Consider the following 16,579-nt stretch of genomic DNA (forward strand, 5'->3'; position numbering starts at 1 on the left):
CCAATGATCAACATTTGTGCAGCGTAGTTCAGTTTTGGTGCAACGGCAGAGGAAGCGGGGTATGAATCTGCTGATTTCGTCGGAACGATCACATTGTGGGCAACATTTATCCCTCAGACATAAGAATCAGTAATGGGAAATATAAATTTCAGCCATATCAATAACCCCAATCTTTATTCTTATGATGGTAGGGGTATTATTTTTCGCGAGCTACATTAACGGTGTTAAGCGCAAGTGTAGATATTATTTATATTATAAATGGAGTACTACAATGAATAAATTCTCCCTTTCTACAGCAGGTATTCTGGTTGCAGCGCTGTTAACCAGTGTCAGCGTCAATGCAGCAACAGATAACGCTAAAACTGAAGTGACTCCAAAAGGCATGAACTGCCAGGAGTTTATTGATTTGAACCCACAAACTATGGCTCCGGTGGCCTTCTGGGTGCTCAATGAAGACGAAGACTTCAAAGGTGGTGACTACGTCGACTATAACGAAACCGTTACGACCGCAGTTCCTCTGACCGTCGAACTTTGTAAGAAACATCCGCAGAGTGAATTAAGTAAAATAAAAGACGAAATCAAAAAAGAATTATCTAAATAAGATTAAACCGTTATTAAAACCCAGCCAAAGTGCTGGGTTTTGTTATTTGTGACACTGTCACTAATTTGTTTTGTGATACTTAAGAAAACTTTATAAAGATATAAACGCCTGTGCCGATACTGGATAAAAGTTAGCCTTTTGCAGAAGGAGTTTGTATGGCCTGGTATCCTACTCGTATTTCAACGCGTTTAACCATCGGCGGCATTCTGCTGCTTGCAGTAACGACCCTTGTTATCGTGGTGATTATGCTCTGGCGCGGTCAGCCGCGCGTCGTTGAAATCAACACCGCCCTGATCGAAGAAACAGGGCAAGGTTTAACCCGTCAGTTGAGTACCGTATTGTCCCGAATTGAAGGTGAGACCGTCAGCCTGTCGCGACTGGCTGAAGTGTTGCCTAACGATGAATCTCTGTACCAAAGCGTTGTTCCGCATCTGATTGGTGAGGGTAAAGACTCGATTATTACCGGCGGCGGCATCTGGCCAGAACCAGACGCCTTCACCGCAGGTGTGGAGAAAAGAAGCTTTTTCTGGGCGCGTAATGCTGAAGGAAAGCTGGTGTATTCCAATGATTATAACGTCGAAGGATCGAGTGGATACCACAATGAAAGCTGGTATCAACTGGCCAAAGGCCATTCACAAAACAGCTGTTTATGGTCTGACGTTTACCAGGATGCCAGTTCAGGCGTCAACATGGTGACATGCAGCGTGCCTTATCAACAGGCGGGCAAGTTTGCCGGTGTCGCTACCACCGATATCCGTCTGGATAACGTCGCTACTTTCATGCAGCAGCAGGGAAACAGCACCGGTGGTTACGCGTTTGTGCTAGACAAGCAGGGACAAATTCTCTATTTCCCACAGGCCGACCTGGCAAAATATAAAACCATTAACGATTTGGCGCAAAGCGCGCAGTGGCTTATCCCGGTGCAAAACGGTCTGAAATCTTTGCGCCCGACAGATGGGGTGAAGACTATCACGCTGGCAAACGACAACGTCCTGAATACCGCGTCACAAGTAATGCTGTTCCCGATGCCAGATACCGGCTGGGTCGTAGGACTTGCAACCCCGGAATCTCGTATTGTCGGTCTTGCCAAAGTGATGATGCAGGACGTTCTGGAAGTATTGATCCCTATCATGACGCTGTTGCTGGTGGGATCATGGCTGGTGGTTCGTCGACTGATTTCACGTCTTGATGATACCCGTCAGGCACTTGATGATATCGCGCAGGGAGAAGGCGATCTTACCCGTCGTCTGGATGTTCGTGGCAAAGACGAGATTTCGGCTATCGCCGAGGCGTTTAACCTGTTCGTCGATAAAATCTCGGCCATCCTGATCACCGTCAGAAGCAGTAGCACAGTGGTAGCGAATAACGCCGTTAGCCTGGCTGACAGTAATATGGAGCTTTCATCTCGCGTAACGCAGCAGGCCGCTGCGCTGGAAGAGAGTTCGGCGGCTATGGAACAGTTAAATGCGACCGTTCATCAAAACGCCAGTAATACACAACTGGCGGATGAGCTATCCGATAGCACCGCGCAAACGGCCAACCGCTGCGGCGATGTGATGCAGGGCGTGATCTCAACAATGGATAACGTCAGCGCCTCATCCGGCAGAATGGTGGAAATTGTCGCGGTCATCGACAGCATTGCGTTCCAGACCAATATTCTCGCCCTGAATGCCGCGGTTGAAGCCGCCAGAGCGGGCGATGCAGGCAGAGGGTTTGCCGTCGTGGCCTCCGAAGTGCGCACGCTGGCTCAGCGCAGTGCCACCGCCGCGCAGGAAATTAAAACATTGATTGATGAATCCGTTTCTCATGTTGGTAGCGGAAGTCAGCAAATTCACAATGCTGGTGAGCGTCTGGGAGAACTGGTCAACAATGTGCGTCAGGTGCGCCAGTTGATGGGGGAAATACGCGTTGCGGGTGAAGAACAACGTAAGGGCGTTTCCGAAGTTACGCTGGCCGTTACCGAAATGGACAGCACCGTTCAGCAGAATGCCTCGTTAATTGATGATGCCGCCGCACGGACGCAGGCGCTGAAAGAGGAGGCGGAACAACTGGCGTTGCTGGTCTCTTCCTTCAGGTTACCTGAGCCTGGCGTTGCCGGATAACCACACCATATCCGGGTACAGACAATGTGCCCGGATAACTCCAGTATAATGGTCCTTAAGCAAGATTTTCCGGTTTAACTCCTTTTTATTGTGTCTTATTATACTTTGAATCATTCCCCACTTAACTCTATAATATTGTGTGTAAAGTCGTTTTTATCCCAATAAGAGCCAATATTATGGATTTAACGCTAAATACTGCAGCTGATATCGTCAAACTGCTTTGCGACAGATTGCGTAAAGAACGACTCGCGCAGCAAATGACGCAAGCTGATGTTGCCGCGCGTTCAGGTGTCGGTGTGAATACCGTTTCAAATCTGGAAACCGGTAAGAATGTAGGATTTGAGAATCTGGTCAAAGTCGCGATGGTGTTAGGCTATGGCGATGCGCTGGAGGGGTTATTCAAACCCAGGATTGATAGTCTGGATGATATTTTGCGTTACGAAAAGAGCGCGGCACGTCAGCGGATCAAAAGGAAAAATTCTGATGCCTGAGCAAGTTGATGTCTTCTATGAAGGCTGGGGTGAGAAATGGCTGTGGGGCAAACTGGTGTCTTCCACAGCCCTGACCGGACGTCCGTTGATCGCCTTTGAATACAGTGAAGAGGCCTTACGTAAGGGGCTGGAACTGTCCCGACTGATGTTACCGCTGAACGGTCCCCGTTTACGCAGGGATTTCCCGGCTCATCAGCTGGGATTACCTGGGCCAGTCTATGATTCGCTACCTGACGGCTGGGGTATGCTGTTGATGGACCGACTATTTAAACGCCGCGGGCTCAACGCAGCACGCATTGGTCCATTGGAGCGCTTAACCTGGGTCGGCAACAACGCGATGGGCGCCATGACATTCCAGCCCGTTCAGTCAGATTCCGAGACGCTGTCAAAAGAGGATGTTCCTCTCGCACAACTGGCCGCTGAGGTTCAGGAAGTCCTGAGCGGCGAAGGCGGGGAATTCTTGCAAAAACTACTCCAGATGGGCGGTTCGCCACAGGGAGCAAGGCCTAAGGCGTTACTTTATCGTGACACTGTCACGTCTAAATTCACCACGGCGCCGCTACCCGGGAGCGAAAGCTGGCTGATTAAATTTCCCGCCAGGCATGAGCATGCTGAGGTATGTGCCATCGAAGCGGTTTATGCTGAATGCTTGCGCCAATGTGGGATCACCACGCCCGATACTGCGTATTTCAATCTGCCCGGCGGACAGGCGGCATTTGCCACTCGCCGTTTCGACCGTGACCAGTCGATACGTATTCCTATGCAGAGCCTGGCGGCACTTACCGGGGCAAATTACCAGATACCCGGCGCTTTAGACTACCGGGATTTTCTGCGCGCCACGCAGATTTGTACCAATGATGTCAGAGAAAAGGCAAAAGCGTTCGAACGCGTGGTTTTCAACGTGGCATTTAACAACCGCGACGATCATCCGAAGAATTTTGCCTATTTAATGTCATCCGATGGAGACTGGACTCTGGCTCCGGCTTACGATGTCACCTGGTGCGAAGGGCCTGGCGGGTATCACCAAATGGACGTGCTGGGAGAGGCGCTGGATATCAAAAGAAAGCACCTTCAGTCGCTTGGCGTTCAGGAAGCTGAGTTATCTGCTGACCATGTGAACGGCATAATCGAAAAAGTCTGTCACTTTGCCACGGCATTGAGCGCCATCGCCAGGGACAAATACCCCGATCAGATAACGCAATCCACGCTGAAGACGATTCAGAAACAAATTGATGATAATGTCCGTCGGTTAATGTCCCGGTAACGCAGATACAGCCGCAACACTTCCCGGAAAATTAAAGCTGAGCGGGGCAATGTTTCCCCGCTACATTTCCTCGCTAAACTGACCAGAGGATAACTATTAACGTCCCCAACGATTACGAATATAGGTCACGGCTTCCTGCGTTTGAGGTTGATTAAGATAATCTTCGCGAAACAGGATCGTGCCGTTGATGTACGGTTCGGATTCGTTTAAATCGAGCTGCTTTTTCAGTTCCGGCACACCGCCTTTTACCGTCCAGTCTGGCTCTTTTCTCGATGGTTCACCAACTTTATACAGCGCTACACCAATGTAGAGGCGGGTGTTGGTTGATTTCACGACATCTGCCCACCATTTTGCCAGTACATCGTAACGCGCTGCGTCGCGGGCAAAAGGCCAGTAGAGTTGCGGTGCAATGTAATCCAGCAAACCTAGTTGCACCCAACGGCGGGTGTCTGCATACGATTCATCATACGCTGCCGCGCCGCGCGTGTCGGAGCCCGCTGGATCGTGCGAACGGTTGCGCCACACGCCCGCAGGACTGACGCCGAATTCAACCTCAGGCTTGAGTTTCTTGATGGTCCGCGATACCTGGGCAATCAGCCGTTGCGTGTTATCGCGACGCCAGTCAGCCTTGGAAGCGAATCCCTGGCCGTATCTTCTGAAGGTCTGGCTGTCGTTGAGCGCAGAGCCGGGAGATTCGGTATAGAAGTAATCATCAAACTGCACGCCGTCGACCGGGTAATTCTCAACCACTTCCGCCACGATGCTGGTGATCCAGTCGCGCACGTCGGGAATACCGGGGTCTAACACAAAACGCTCGCCCGCAGTGCGGATCCAGTCCCGATGCAGGACGTATACGCTGGACGGCGTCTGTGACAGCGTGCTGTTTAATTCAGTGACCGTCGAAGGTTTGGTGTTCACGGAAACACGGTAGGGGTTAAGCCAGGCATGAACTTTCATTCCGCGTTTATGCGCTTCATCGAGCATAAACTGCAGCGGATCGTAACCCGGATCCTGGCCAATCGTACCGGTCAGGGTATCTGACCACGGTAGAATCTTTGACTTCCACAATGCGGTCCCATCGGGCTTAACCTGGAAAAAAACGGTGTTAATACCAAGCCGTTTCAGGTTGTCCAGCTTATCCGTCAGCGCTTTTTGCTGCAGGCTGATGCGTACGGCAGGCGAACTGATGTTCACGGATGAGATAGGTGGCCAGTCTAGACGTGAAACTGTCGCCAGCCAGATCCCGCGCACTGGCTCCTTGCTCTGCTGTGGTTTGCTCACCGGAGGTAGCGGAGTGGTTTTGGGACCGGGCGGTTGTGAAGAACAGCTTCCCAGTAACAACATACTGCCTACGAGTACAGCAAACCATTTCATGTTGGTCAGCGGTAGTCTGGCACGAGAACGGGCGAGAATCTTCGCCAGTTTTTTCTGATAATTTCCTGAAAAGAAACCGGATGCTGCCATCTGATTTTGCTCTTATTTCTTTTTATTGCGGCTGTTAGCCCAGGGATCGAAGGCCGGTTCGGGGGTGTTGTTTGAGGCCAGGTCATGCAGCGAATCAAGGTACAGCGCTTCAACTTCTGCCCGCGCCCACGGCGTACGGCGCAGAAACTTCAGACTGGATTTAACGCTCGGTTCATTTTTAAAGCAGTTGATATTAATGCGTTGCGCCAGTTCACCCCAACCATAACGTTCAACCAGGGCATTGACCTGCATTTCAAGCGTTACGCCATGTAAAGGGTCTTTAGAAATATGAGCATTCATATGAAGTCCAGTTCAGTGGTTCCAGATTTTGTCAGTAGTGAGACGGGAAGAAGGTTACAAGAAAGCAAAGCTGCCAGCAACGCCATACCGGCAATGGATGGCTCAATACTCTTTAAAAGCCAGTTCCAGACGGGCAATCAACGGTTTAAACAGGTAACTCATCAGGGTTCGCTCACCGGTCTTGATCGTCACGCTGGCAGGCATTCCCGCTTTAATTTTGTAATCGCCCAGCAAACGCGCGCCCTCTGCTGAAACCTGTACTTCCGCAAGGTAGTAAGGCTGCTGAGTGGCTTCATCAATTAAGCGGTCCGCCGAGATAGTCAGAACCCGGGCCGGAACCGACGGCAACAGGGCATGGTTAAGGGCAGGGAAAAGCACATCAACGGTTAAGCCGGGGACTAGTTTATCAATGGCATGCACGGGTATTTTGGCATCAATTTGCATGGGTTGTCCGGCGGCGACAATATCCATAAGATGTTCGCCGGGTTGAATGACGCCGCCCACGGTACTGACTTTAACATCCAGCACGATACCGTTAATCGGTGAGCGGATCTCGGTGTTATCCAGCTCGTGACGGGTGGACACCAGTTCATCCTCCAGCATCGCCACTTCTTTTTGGTTTTCCGTCAGTTCAGACTCAACTTCACGTAAATATTGATGACGCACCTGGTAGGCTTTAATTTTTAATTCGTTTTGCTGCGATTTCAGTTTGGCAATGTTAAGAATATCTTCTGAAACGCTGCCAGATATTTCAGCCGCCTCGCGCTCCAGCACCAGTAATTGCGCTTTGGGGTAATAATTCTTTTCGCTCAGCGCGCGAATAGCCCCCAACTCCCGGTTAATCAGAGAAAACTGGTGGTCGCGATAGCCTTTTATTTTATTGAGATTATCCGTTTGCCCAACCAGACCATCGAGCGTCTCCTCAATCATCGACAGTTCGTCCTGAATCGTTTTGCGACGCGTATCGAAAAGCTTGGCCTGCAGATTTCTGACTTCTGTCAGCCGTTTATTGCCAGAGAATTGCTGCGTCAGCGTCGTATTAAAGCGGATCGCTTCCAGGCCATCGCGTTCTGCCAACAGACGATCTTCGATACTTTTTGCAGAAATATACTGGGCATTTAACGCGCTAAAACGCATTTCGAGCTGCATTTTATCCAACCGGACGAGAACCTGATTTTTCTTCACGAAGTCGCCTTCTTTGATAAAGATATCCGTTACCCGACCGCCGCTCAGATGCTGAATGGTTTTGCGGTTACTCGATACGGTTACCGTACCATCAGCGACCACGCCCGCATCTAACGGAGCTTGCACTGCCCAGAATATAAAACTACCGACACCAAGCACAATGACGATCACGCCCCGGATAATCGGCGACCAGATATTGGTATCTACGCCAGCAGATGCCGTATTGTGGGGATTCTTTTTCATCATCAGGCCTCACGTTGCTGTTCAGTCGTGGATGGAGAAGGCGTAGCCACCGGTTTCAGTACGTTGGCCTGACGCAAATGAGCAAAAACCTGATCGCGGGTACCAAACTCCTGTATGGCGCCATCGTTAAGCAGCAAAACCTTATTGACCACGCCGAGCAGCGTCGGGCGGTGTGAGATAATGACGGTAGTTTGTCCCTGTGTACGCAGGGTATTGATGGCTTTAACGAGTGCAAATTCGCCCGCGTCGTCAAGATTAGCATTCGGTTCATCAAGCACGATGAACGCAGGATTGTTATACACGGCGCGTGCCAGTCCGATGCGCTGCCGCTGCCCGCCGGAGAGCTGGTATCCACCTGCGCCCAACAGCGTGTCATAACCTTGTGGCAAGCGCAGGATCATCTCATGAACGCCTGCCAGTAATGCGGCGGCGACGATAAGCTCACTGTCATTCTGCGCGAAGCGGGCAATGTTTTGCGCGATGGTACCGTCAAACAGTTCCACATCCTGCGGCAGATAGCCAATAGACGGGCCTAGTAGCGCTTTATCCCACTGACAAATATCTGCGCCGTCTAATCTGACTTTCCCTGATAGCGGTTTCCAGACGCCAACCAGAACCTTTGCCAGCGAGGTTTTCCCTGAGGCTGAGGGGCCGATAATCCCCAGAACTTCACCTTGCTCCAGCTGGAATGAGATATTACGCAGTAGCGGGGAAGGCTGGCCGGGGGCTGCAGCGAAGACACTTTCGACGCTGATGTTGCCGTTCGGACGCGGCAGGGTCAGTACCTCTTTCGGTGCCGGATACTCCTTCAGCAAGGTTGAGAGCTGATGCCACGCGCTACGAAACTGCACGAACTGCTTCCAGCTGCCAATAACTTGTTCTACCGGGTTGAGGACGCGGCCAAGAATAATCGAGGCGGCGATCATCAAGCCAGGAGTAATATGGCCACCGATCACCAGTAAAGCCCCGGCACCCAGCGCAATAGATTGCAGCAACACCCGCACAAAGCGGCTGAGGCTGCTCAACCCGGCCGTTTTGTCAGCAATCTGCGTTTGTAGCGCCAGCACTTTGTTATGTTGCTCCTGCCAGTTGGACTTCAGGGTCGAGAGCATTCCCATCGCCTCAATGGCATCGGCGTTTTGCAGCTGTTTATTCAGTTTGCTGGCATTGTTAATGGTTAAGGCGTGCGCTTGCTGAATCGGGCGTTTGGTAGAGATTTCCGAGACCAGCGTCAGAATGAATAATAACGTTATTCCGCCGAGAGAAAGGTATCCCAGCAGGGGATGGACCAAAAAGGCGATGAACAGATATATCGGCGTCCAGGGAATATCCAGTAAGGCGAATAGACTATTCCCGGAAAGAAACTGACGGAGCTGATCCAGTTCGGCTAAAGATTGCGCCGGGTTGTTATCGCCGGTAACCATCTTTCTTTTAAATGCCGCGTTAAAGACTAACTGGCTTAGCTTTATATCCAGCCGGTTGCCAAGCCTGACCATGACCTGCGCGCGGGCGGATTCAATCATGGCTATAACGATGTACAAGCCGACAATCAATAAGGTTAGCATTAACAGCGTGGTGGTATTTTTACTCACCAGCACGCGGTCGTATACTTGTAGCATATAAATTGCCGGCGCCAGCATAAGCATATTAATCACACAACTAAAAAACAACAGCATCAGAAAAGTGGGTTTCGTTCCTTTTAATGCATCATTCAGTTCTGTTGGCGTATGCTGGCGCGACATAGTCTTCTCCTTATACGATCAATGAACTATTGCCATTGTTGCTGGCAAGGGTGGTGGGCATTTCCAGATAAAAGTCACCAATATTCACGGTGGTTGAGTTGACGCCCACCAATGTGATGGTATCTGTACCGATAGTCACAATGGTGTTGCCATTGTTTCCGGTGATAGACACGCTGCTGGCAAAATTACCCGCGTTGATACCTAACAAGACGAGATCAAGGAAGTCCTGCCCGCCGTTGGGGTTACTGTCAAAACCGGTAATTCGGTCCTGCCCAAAGTTGGCGCCAAAGGCAAAGATATCGCTACCGGCACCACCGTCCAGAATGTCGTTACCTTCCTGACCATTGAGAATATCGTCCCCGCTACCGCCGGAGAGGGTATCCGCGCCCGCACCGCCAATCATGACGTCGTTACCAACTCCGCCTTGCAGGTTATCAGCGCCATCTCCGCCATCGAGGAAGTCATTCCCGATACCACCAAACAACTGGTCGTTACCGCCCATGCCGAACAGATAGTCGTTACCGGTCCCTCCCGTAATGGTGTTCGCAATGGCATTACCGGTACCGATAAAACTACCGCTGCCGGTAAATACCAGTTCTTCCACGTTATCGGTGAGGTCGTAGCTGCTGAGGTTGGTTCGGACAACGTCCGTGCCGCCATTCACACCTTCGATAACTACATCACCGAAATCATCAACGATGTAGGTATCATCGCCCGCGCCGCCGGTCATACTGTCGGCACCAAGCCCGCCATCAAGCGTGTCATTACCGGCATCACCTTGCAGAATATCTTGCCCCGCCTGACCAGAGAGGTTGTCGTTTCCCGCACCGCCAATGAGCAGATCGTCACCTGCACCGCCGAGTAAGGTGTCATTACCGCCTTCACCGCGTAGGATATCGCTCCAGGCAGTACCGACGAGGGTGTTAGCCCCGTTGGTACCCACAATCAGATCGCCCACGGGCTGGGTGGTGGTCGACGTCAGGACAACAGGGGGGTTGCCTTCATCGTCGACGACGGTAACGACCACCTGCAACGTTCTGCCAACCATAGCCTGACCCGGCGTATAGGTGGCGGAAGTCGCACCGTTAATGTTGACGAATCCGGTTGGCGAACTCATTCTCCATTGATAAGTGAAATTACCGCCGCTCAGACCATCGGCGTCAGCAATGCCTGAAACCACCGCGGTCAGCGTCAGGCTTTCAGTTGGGGTGAGGTCGTTAATTACCGGCACACCAGTCGTGGCCTGATTTCGCGGTAGGATCGCCTGAGTTTGTGCCGACACCAGGGTTTCAGCGTCACCCATGCGGTCGTTAAAACTGGCTACCACACGCAGCGGTGCGCCCTGAATAGCGCCTGGCACTCTGAACTCAACGCCGGTTGCCTGATCTCGCCATTGGCCGTTGACGAATGCCTGCCAGGTCATGGTAATGGCCACATCCGCCGCCAGGCCGTTACCATCCAGCAAGTTCGCCACGTTGACGCGCAGCAGGTCGCCCACCGAAGGGTTAGGATTGCTGATGGTAAGATCGCCCGTCGCTTGCTGCGCCGTCACCCACAGCTGCTTCCCATCACCAAACTCCAGTTTTTCGATGTTCAACAGACGATCGATGCCATCATTCAGGTTCAGCGCGGCATCCGGCGTGGCGTGATCGACGCGCAGGCTACCGTCCGCCATACGGGTAAAGACATAGTTGCTGCTAACATCACGGTACACCGCGACGTCAGTTTCCGTGCCGTTACCTTCATGCAGGATTTCTCGCACAATCGACAGCTGATTCGGTTTCAGCGTGCCGGCCAGCATGTACGATTTCAGTTCGGCCATTCCTTCGGCGCTGGTGAGTCCTGCCATACCCGTAACGGCAATACGCACGTTGAGCCATGCATCACCATCAATGATATCGTTACCGGCTTTACCCATAATGCGATCGCTACCACCACCGCCGAGTAAAATATCGCTACCATCATCAGGGTTCAGGAGCACCGCGTCCGGATTTGTAGAACGCTCTACGCCGAGAATAGCCTGTAAACCGGTGATCCGGTCCGCACCTTCCTGGGTCAGGTTGTTAGAGAGGGGAACGCCCTGAACAGGCGCAGTACCTATCGGCTGTTCTGTCCCGGTCAGGATATCGTCGTATTTCCAGCCCGACAGCCCTTCAACAAGATCAAAACGGTCGCGTAGAATAAACTCCTGCTGGTTGACAAAAATAGGGATCCCAAGGTCAGAGTTAGCGCCATTTGGGTCGCCTTTATGGATAGCCCAGTCGAAACCGGCCATGCCATTATTGCGCTGGATCCCCGCGCCCTGAACCATGATGTCGTCACCGGCTTCGCCATCGTAGTCGGTGTCGTTACCCTGACCGTTAAGAACATCGTGACCGATAATGGTACTGTTGAAGAACAACTCAGAGTTGTCACCCGCCAGCGTGTCAAACCCGTCGCCACCTTCCAGCCAGTCATCGCCTTCGTTGCCCATCAGGAAATCACCACCCGAGCCGCCAAGCGCAAAGTCGTTATCCTGACCCGAGAAGACCTCCTGTGCATCTTCGCCGACCACCACGAAGTCGCTACCGCTGCCACCAAAGACCAGATCGTTTCCGTTACCGGAGAAGATAACGTCATGTCCGGCATCACCGTGCAGGAAGTCCGCATCACCTACAGGCGTACCGGTATCGGTAATAATGTCATCACCGTCACCACCATGGACCACGTCGGCTTCGTCGCCGCCGTCCAGTCGGTCATCTCCGCCATCACCCCACAGACTGTCGATCCCTTTACCGCCGATTAACGTATCATTGCCTGCCGTCCCTCCAAGCACCACATGCCCATCGCCGGTATATTTCAGATACCCGCCATCGGCAAAACTATCGCCGTCAACATCCGCACCTGGGTCACGACGCACCAACAACGGCGAGAGCAGATCCTTCAGTGGATTTCCCCATTTCGGGTCGATTTCCGTTTGCAGCACGCGGTTCACTTCAAAAATATGGTCCGGTGTCTGGAACAGATTTGCGGGCAGGTGGGAGGATCCCTCATCGCCAAGATCGCTGTTACGCATTACCAGCGCGGAAAACGAGTTGGCCTCCAGTTCATTGAGTAAGTTCAGCCCCTGAACGCGGCTCAGATAGTAGAAACGATCGCCGTCCTGAAGCATTTCCATTTGTGTTTCAAAGACGAAGTTGAAGGTTGAGCCGAGCATGCCGCCAAATTCATTTTTGCGCTCTGCCAGCCCGCCAATCCAGAAATCGACCATATTCAGGCCGGTCTCTTTGGTTGCCCACGCTCCGGTACTGTTAAAGAAATCCATCGCATCCGCAGGCGGGGCATTGTTAGCATCACCAAACAACAGGAAGTTTACCGCTGCACGCTTACCTTCAAGGCTGGTGGCATTGAGGATCAGCTCATGCTGACCATAGGCGGCCATAAAGTTAATGATTGAAGCGGGATTTTTCAGGTAGGTAGTGAAGTCAGCCCAACTGGTATAAGGCTTCAGTTGACTATCACCGCTTAATGCAAAAAACTGCTCGCGGGCCTGGTTCAGCGTCGGCATTGCGGTGTCACGGCCACGGGCTATATTAAGCGCGCCTAAATCGAGGGGCAGGCCGATGAGATTATTACGCAGAGCATCGGTAATAAATTCATCAATTTCGTTACCCACCTGACGCGTCATACCACGCACAATTGCGCCAATAGCCTGATCGTCCGTGACGGTGGCCCCGTTGATTTGATTAAATGCTACCGGATTCAGGAATGCTGAAATCAGGTCAATATCGCCGCTTTGCATATCAATGTCGGTGCGCGCCACGGTTTCTGTCAGCATTGAATGCCCAAAACGGTAAACCACATGCGCAAACTCGGCAAAGATCATCGGGTTTATATCCGCCGTGTTGGAGAAAACAAACGGATCGACGGCGGGTTGTACGGTACGGGCAAACTCCTCGAATACGAGGTGCTGATATTGCATTTCCGTGGAGAAACGACCTGCCTGGAATAGGTACTCACCGTTCCATACCAGCGTACTGGTATCGGCAGGTAATTCCGTGATTTGATGATTGGGCATCAACCACTGATTAATGAGGTCGATATCACCGGTTTCCAGCAGTGTTGTTTTATATTGCTCAACCAGACGGTTATGCTCGCTGTGAAAAACGGCGTGCACCGCGGTTAAACCTATATTTTCGTTCCCACGCCCGTCACCGGTAATAAAGTGACGATCGAGCAGTTCGTTATCATAGGTTCCTGCCGGTTGCGCTCCTTCGCCTCCAATCGCAGTGTCATCATCTGCCAGCAGACCCGCTTTTGGCGCGGCAGTATGCGCAATATCATCAAGAAACGCATGGCCGGTGCGGAATGTTCCCTCAGGCAACAGACCGCCGTTGGCTTCAATGAGTCCCCCGGTGGTAACAATCTGTACCTTTCCATTTTCACTTAAAATCAAATTACCATAGCGATCCGTAGCCAGCAGGGGAACATTAAACACATCCTGATCGGTGAGTTTAATGCCAAGCAGAGTTTCAGCCTGGTTTTTAACGTCGGCCCAGGTCGCCAGTCCACCGTTCGCACCGCCTAATAAATTCCCGGTAGGCTCAGGTTTCCCATCAATAATGACGTATTCGCGGATGAAAATCTGATGTGAAGGATGGGAGGTGTAGGTTTGGTTTTGGTCGATGAAGGGGGTAGTCAGGTTTACTGTCTCTCGGTTTTCATCCACCGTTGCCCGGGTTAATAGCATAAAGTTTGTCGACGCCCCTTCAACATATAAAGGGTCATCCGGCTGTAGCGGAATGAAAACGATACCGTTGCCTCCTTTGGGAATCAAATCCAGACCGTGGTCAAAAAACTGGCCAAAGAAGGTCATCCAGCCGTTAAAAGCAGGGGAGAGACCGATATCGGGAGACTGGTTAGGAATGGATAACGTTTCTCCGTCTCCTGTAATAGTCCCCCCGCCGGGAGCATCTTTTAACGCGTTAAATACCTCCAGTGCGGCTGGGTTAGATGCCGTTTGATCGGAAATTAAGTTACTAATAATTCGTGGGTCGGCATCAATAACGGTGCCACCAATTTGGATATAACTGGTCATTTGGTCCGCATCTTGCCAGTTTAACGCGGTTAATCTCGGCATTGTCTGGTCGGCAGAGCCATATAACTCCTGACCCGGTAGAAGATTATTCCATGAACCATCTACCGTGCGAAGTCCATAAGGTAATAGCGGGCTGGAAACTAATTCTCTAAGCAATTCAGCATTAACGCTACCATCTGGGTTAGTTGCCGCTTCGGATATTTTGATCTGCTTAAGAATAAAAGCAAGATCGTGCAGGGTGACAGTAAAGTCATATTGTGAGGCCATAAGTCATTACCCCTATCTTTACCTGTATTAGCTATCATCACTCTTTTCTTCCGCTTACAAAAAATGACAGAAGAATGAGTCGTATCAGATACCTGATTGTTATTGCATGATTAAAAGTCCATATTTTAAAAATGATGTATCCATGACCAGATTAGCGTTATTCTCCTGAAGATTAGTTAGCACAATAAGATATTCACCTCACTTATATATTAGGTTTTAGAGGTTAACGATCATCGTGTCCCATTGAAATCAAAGACATATTTGAGACACGAAGTTTTGAGAAGACAAGGTCTCCTCAAGGCTGTAAAGGTTTTACTTTTTAAACCACATATTACAGTTATGTGATGATCATAACTATGGTTTTTCCGTTGGCGACTTCACTCATACTTTTTTATGAAAAGATTAAATTTTCATTTCTTTACATTAGAATTTATGTCAAATCACTTATTAAGAAGAGTTCTCATTAAGTCGGCTTTTAAGATGTCGTTGTGTTGAATTATAAAATTTAATATTGGATAAAATTTAACACGACATCATTCCTGATGCCTGATTATGCTATTAGCATAAATCAATACCGTGTGATAGCTGACCCTACATTTAGTAAAGAACGACCTCTCCAAACAGGTAATACAATGAAAAAAAATATAATTTTTCTCTCCGGGATGATCTTTTCATCGGTCGGTCACGCCAGTGCGCTCTATTTCTATGAAATCGGAACGGAGGATACCGCACTGGCTGGTGCAGGGCAGGCCGCTCGTGCTCAGGATGCCTCTACGCTGTTAACAAACCCTGCGGGGATGACTCGTTTACCTGACCATATGGTCACCGGAGGATTACAGGCGATGGGCGGAGATATTCCCTATACGCTGAATAATACGACAGATGGCAGACAAAGCCCCGGTAATGTAATGACGCTTTTCCCCAATGCCAGCATGTTTTATACACAACGGCTGAGTGATACCGTTTCTGCCGGTTTGGGTTTGTACGGCAACTATGGGTTAGGTATCGACTTCGGCAACTGGGCAGGGGATCGGTTAATTAAACAAAGTACCATGGTTGCGATGACGCTGAGTCCCGCCGTTGCATGGAAACTAAGTGATAAGGTGTCGGTTGGCGCAGCTGCAGGGCTAAACTATGGTTTTCTGTCGCTAAGCAGAGATGTCGATGGCCACGATGAGAAACAAAACGATCATGACTGGGCGATGAATTACCACCTTGGGTTATTAATGGACTTAACTGACAATACTCGGGCGGGTGTAATCTGGACCAGCAAGACTGATTATCATTTTAATATAGACGGGACAGCGCGTTTTCCCAATATACCTAATATTGGATATGATCTGCCGATCTCCACACAGGTCCGTGCTCCGCAGCAGGTGATGTTTAGTCTGGTTCACGATATCAACAGGCAGTGGTCAGTGTTGGGCGATCTTGGCTGGCAGGACTGGAGTCAGTTTGGCAGCCCGCAGATTACAATAAATGGTCAGCAAAGCGATCGTGATAATCGTCTGAAAGATACATGGCATACAGCGCTGGGCGTGCAATATCATCCCGATGAGCAGTGGCGCATTAATGCCGGTATTGCATATGACAGTTCACCGTACAAATCGCAAAGTGATGTAGCGCTTTCGATGCCAACCGGCGATGAATGGCGACTTGCCACCGGTGCACAGTACCAGATTACGCCAGCCAGCAATATTGGCGTTGCCGTTGAGTATTTGCACATGCAGTCGTCCAACGTCAAATCTGATATCTTTGCAGGCCAATATAAGAACCCGTGGTTATGGTTTGCCAGTGTCAACTACAGCTATCAATTCTAGCGCCGTTATTCCCGATTAAATAT

General features: G+C 50.7%; 10 protein-coding genes. 5 read left to right on the plus strand and 5 right to left on the minus strand.

The features are described from left to right. Positions 1-271 precede the first annotated feature (271 nt). The 4 genes from hdeB to SK35_RS12715 all read left to right on the plus strand — a co-directional run bounded on the left by hdeB (position 272) and on the right by SK35_RS12715 (position 4,458). Positions 272-601 carry an acid-activated periplasmic chaperone HdeB gene (gene hdeB / locus SK35_RS12700; RefSeq protein ID WP_003019999.1) on the plus strand — a complete coding sequence of 110 codons (330 nt, stop codon included), beginning with the start codon at positions 272-274 and terminating at the stop codon, positions 599-601. A gap of 155 nt (positions 602-756) precedes the next feature. Next, positions 757-2,703, plus strand: a complete 1,947-nt coding sequence (locus tag SK35_RS12705; RefSeq protein ID WP_048214193.1) for a methyl-accepting chemotaxis protein — start codon at positions 757-759, stop codon at positions 2,701-2,703. 176 nt (positions 2,704-2,879) lie between these two features. Further along, positions 2,880-3,194, plus strand: coding sequence for a helix-turn-helix domain-containing protein (locus tag SK35_RS12710; RefSeq protein WP_048214194.1), 315 nt, complete (start codon positions 2,880-2,882; stop codon positions 3,192-3,194). After that, complete coding sequence (locus SK35_RS12715) at positions 3,187-4,458, plus strand: type II toxin-antitoxin system HipA family toxin (RefSeq protein ID WP_048214195.1); 1,272 nt, start codon at positions 3,187-3,189, stop codon at positions 4,456-4,458. The genes SK35_RS12710 and SK35_RS12715 overlap by 8 nt, the downstream gene beginning before the upstream one ends. Positions 4,459-4,554: 96 nt before the next feature. Here SK35_RS12715 and SK35_RS12720 read toward each other — a convergent pair whose 3' ends face one another. From SK35_RS12720 to SK35_RS12740, 5 genes are all read right to left on the minus strand, one after another. After that, entirely contained in the window at positions 4,555-5,922 is a 1,368-nt protein-coding gene (locus SK35_RS12720) for a glycoside hydrolase family 10 protein (RefSeq protein WP_032943455.1), read from the minus strand. A 12-nt stretch (positions 5,923-5,934) separates the two neighbouring features. Beyond that, entirely contained in the window at positions 5,935-6,222 is a 288-nt protein-coding gene (locus SK35_RS12725; RefSeq protein WP_048214196.1) for a VF530 family DNA-binding protein, read from the minus strand. Between the two features lie 102 nt (positions 6,223-6,324). Next, on the minus strand, positions 6,325-7,653 hold the full coding sequence (locus SK35_RS12730; protein ID WP_187426957.1) for an HlyD family type I secretion periplasmic adaptor subunit: 1,329 nt from the start codon (positions 7,651-7,653) through the stop codon (positions 6,325-6,327). Beyond that, complete coding sequence (locus SK35_RS12735) at positions 7,653-9,392, minus strand: type I secretion system permease/ATPase (protein WP_048214197.1); 1,740 nt, start codon at positions 9,390-9,392, stop codon at positions 7,653-7,655. Before SK35_RS12735 ends, SK35_RS12730 begins: the two co-directional genes overlap by 1 nt. 10 nt (positions 9,393-9,402) lie before the next feature. Beyond that, entirely contained in the window at positions 9,403-14,736 is a 5,334-nt protein-coding gene (locus SK35_RS12740; protein WP_048214198.1) for a peroxidase family protein, read from the minus strand. Between the two features lie 632 nt (positions 14,737-15,368). On the opposite strand from SK35_RS12740, the gene SK35_RS12745 reads away from it, so the two are divergent. Beyond that, positions 15,369-16,556, plus strand: a complete 1,188-nt coding sequence (locus SK35_RS12745; RefSeq protein ID WP_048214199.1) for an OmpP1/FadL family transporter — start codon at positions 15,369-15,371, stop codon at positions 16,554-16,556. Positions 16,557-16,579: the final 23 nt, after the last annotated feature.

Source organism: Citrobacter sp. MGH105 (genome assembly GCF_001037485.2).
Lineage (GTDB): Bacteria > Pseudomonadota > Gammaproteobacteria > Enterobacterales > Enterobacteriaceae > Citrobacter > Citrobacter portucalensis.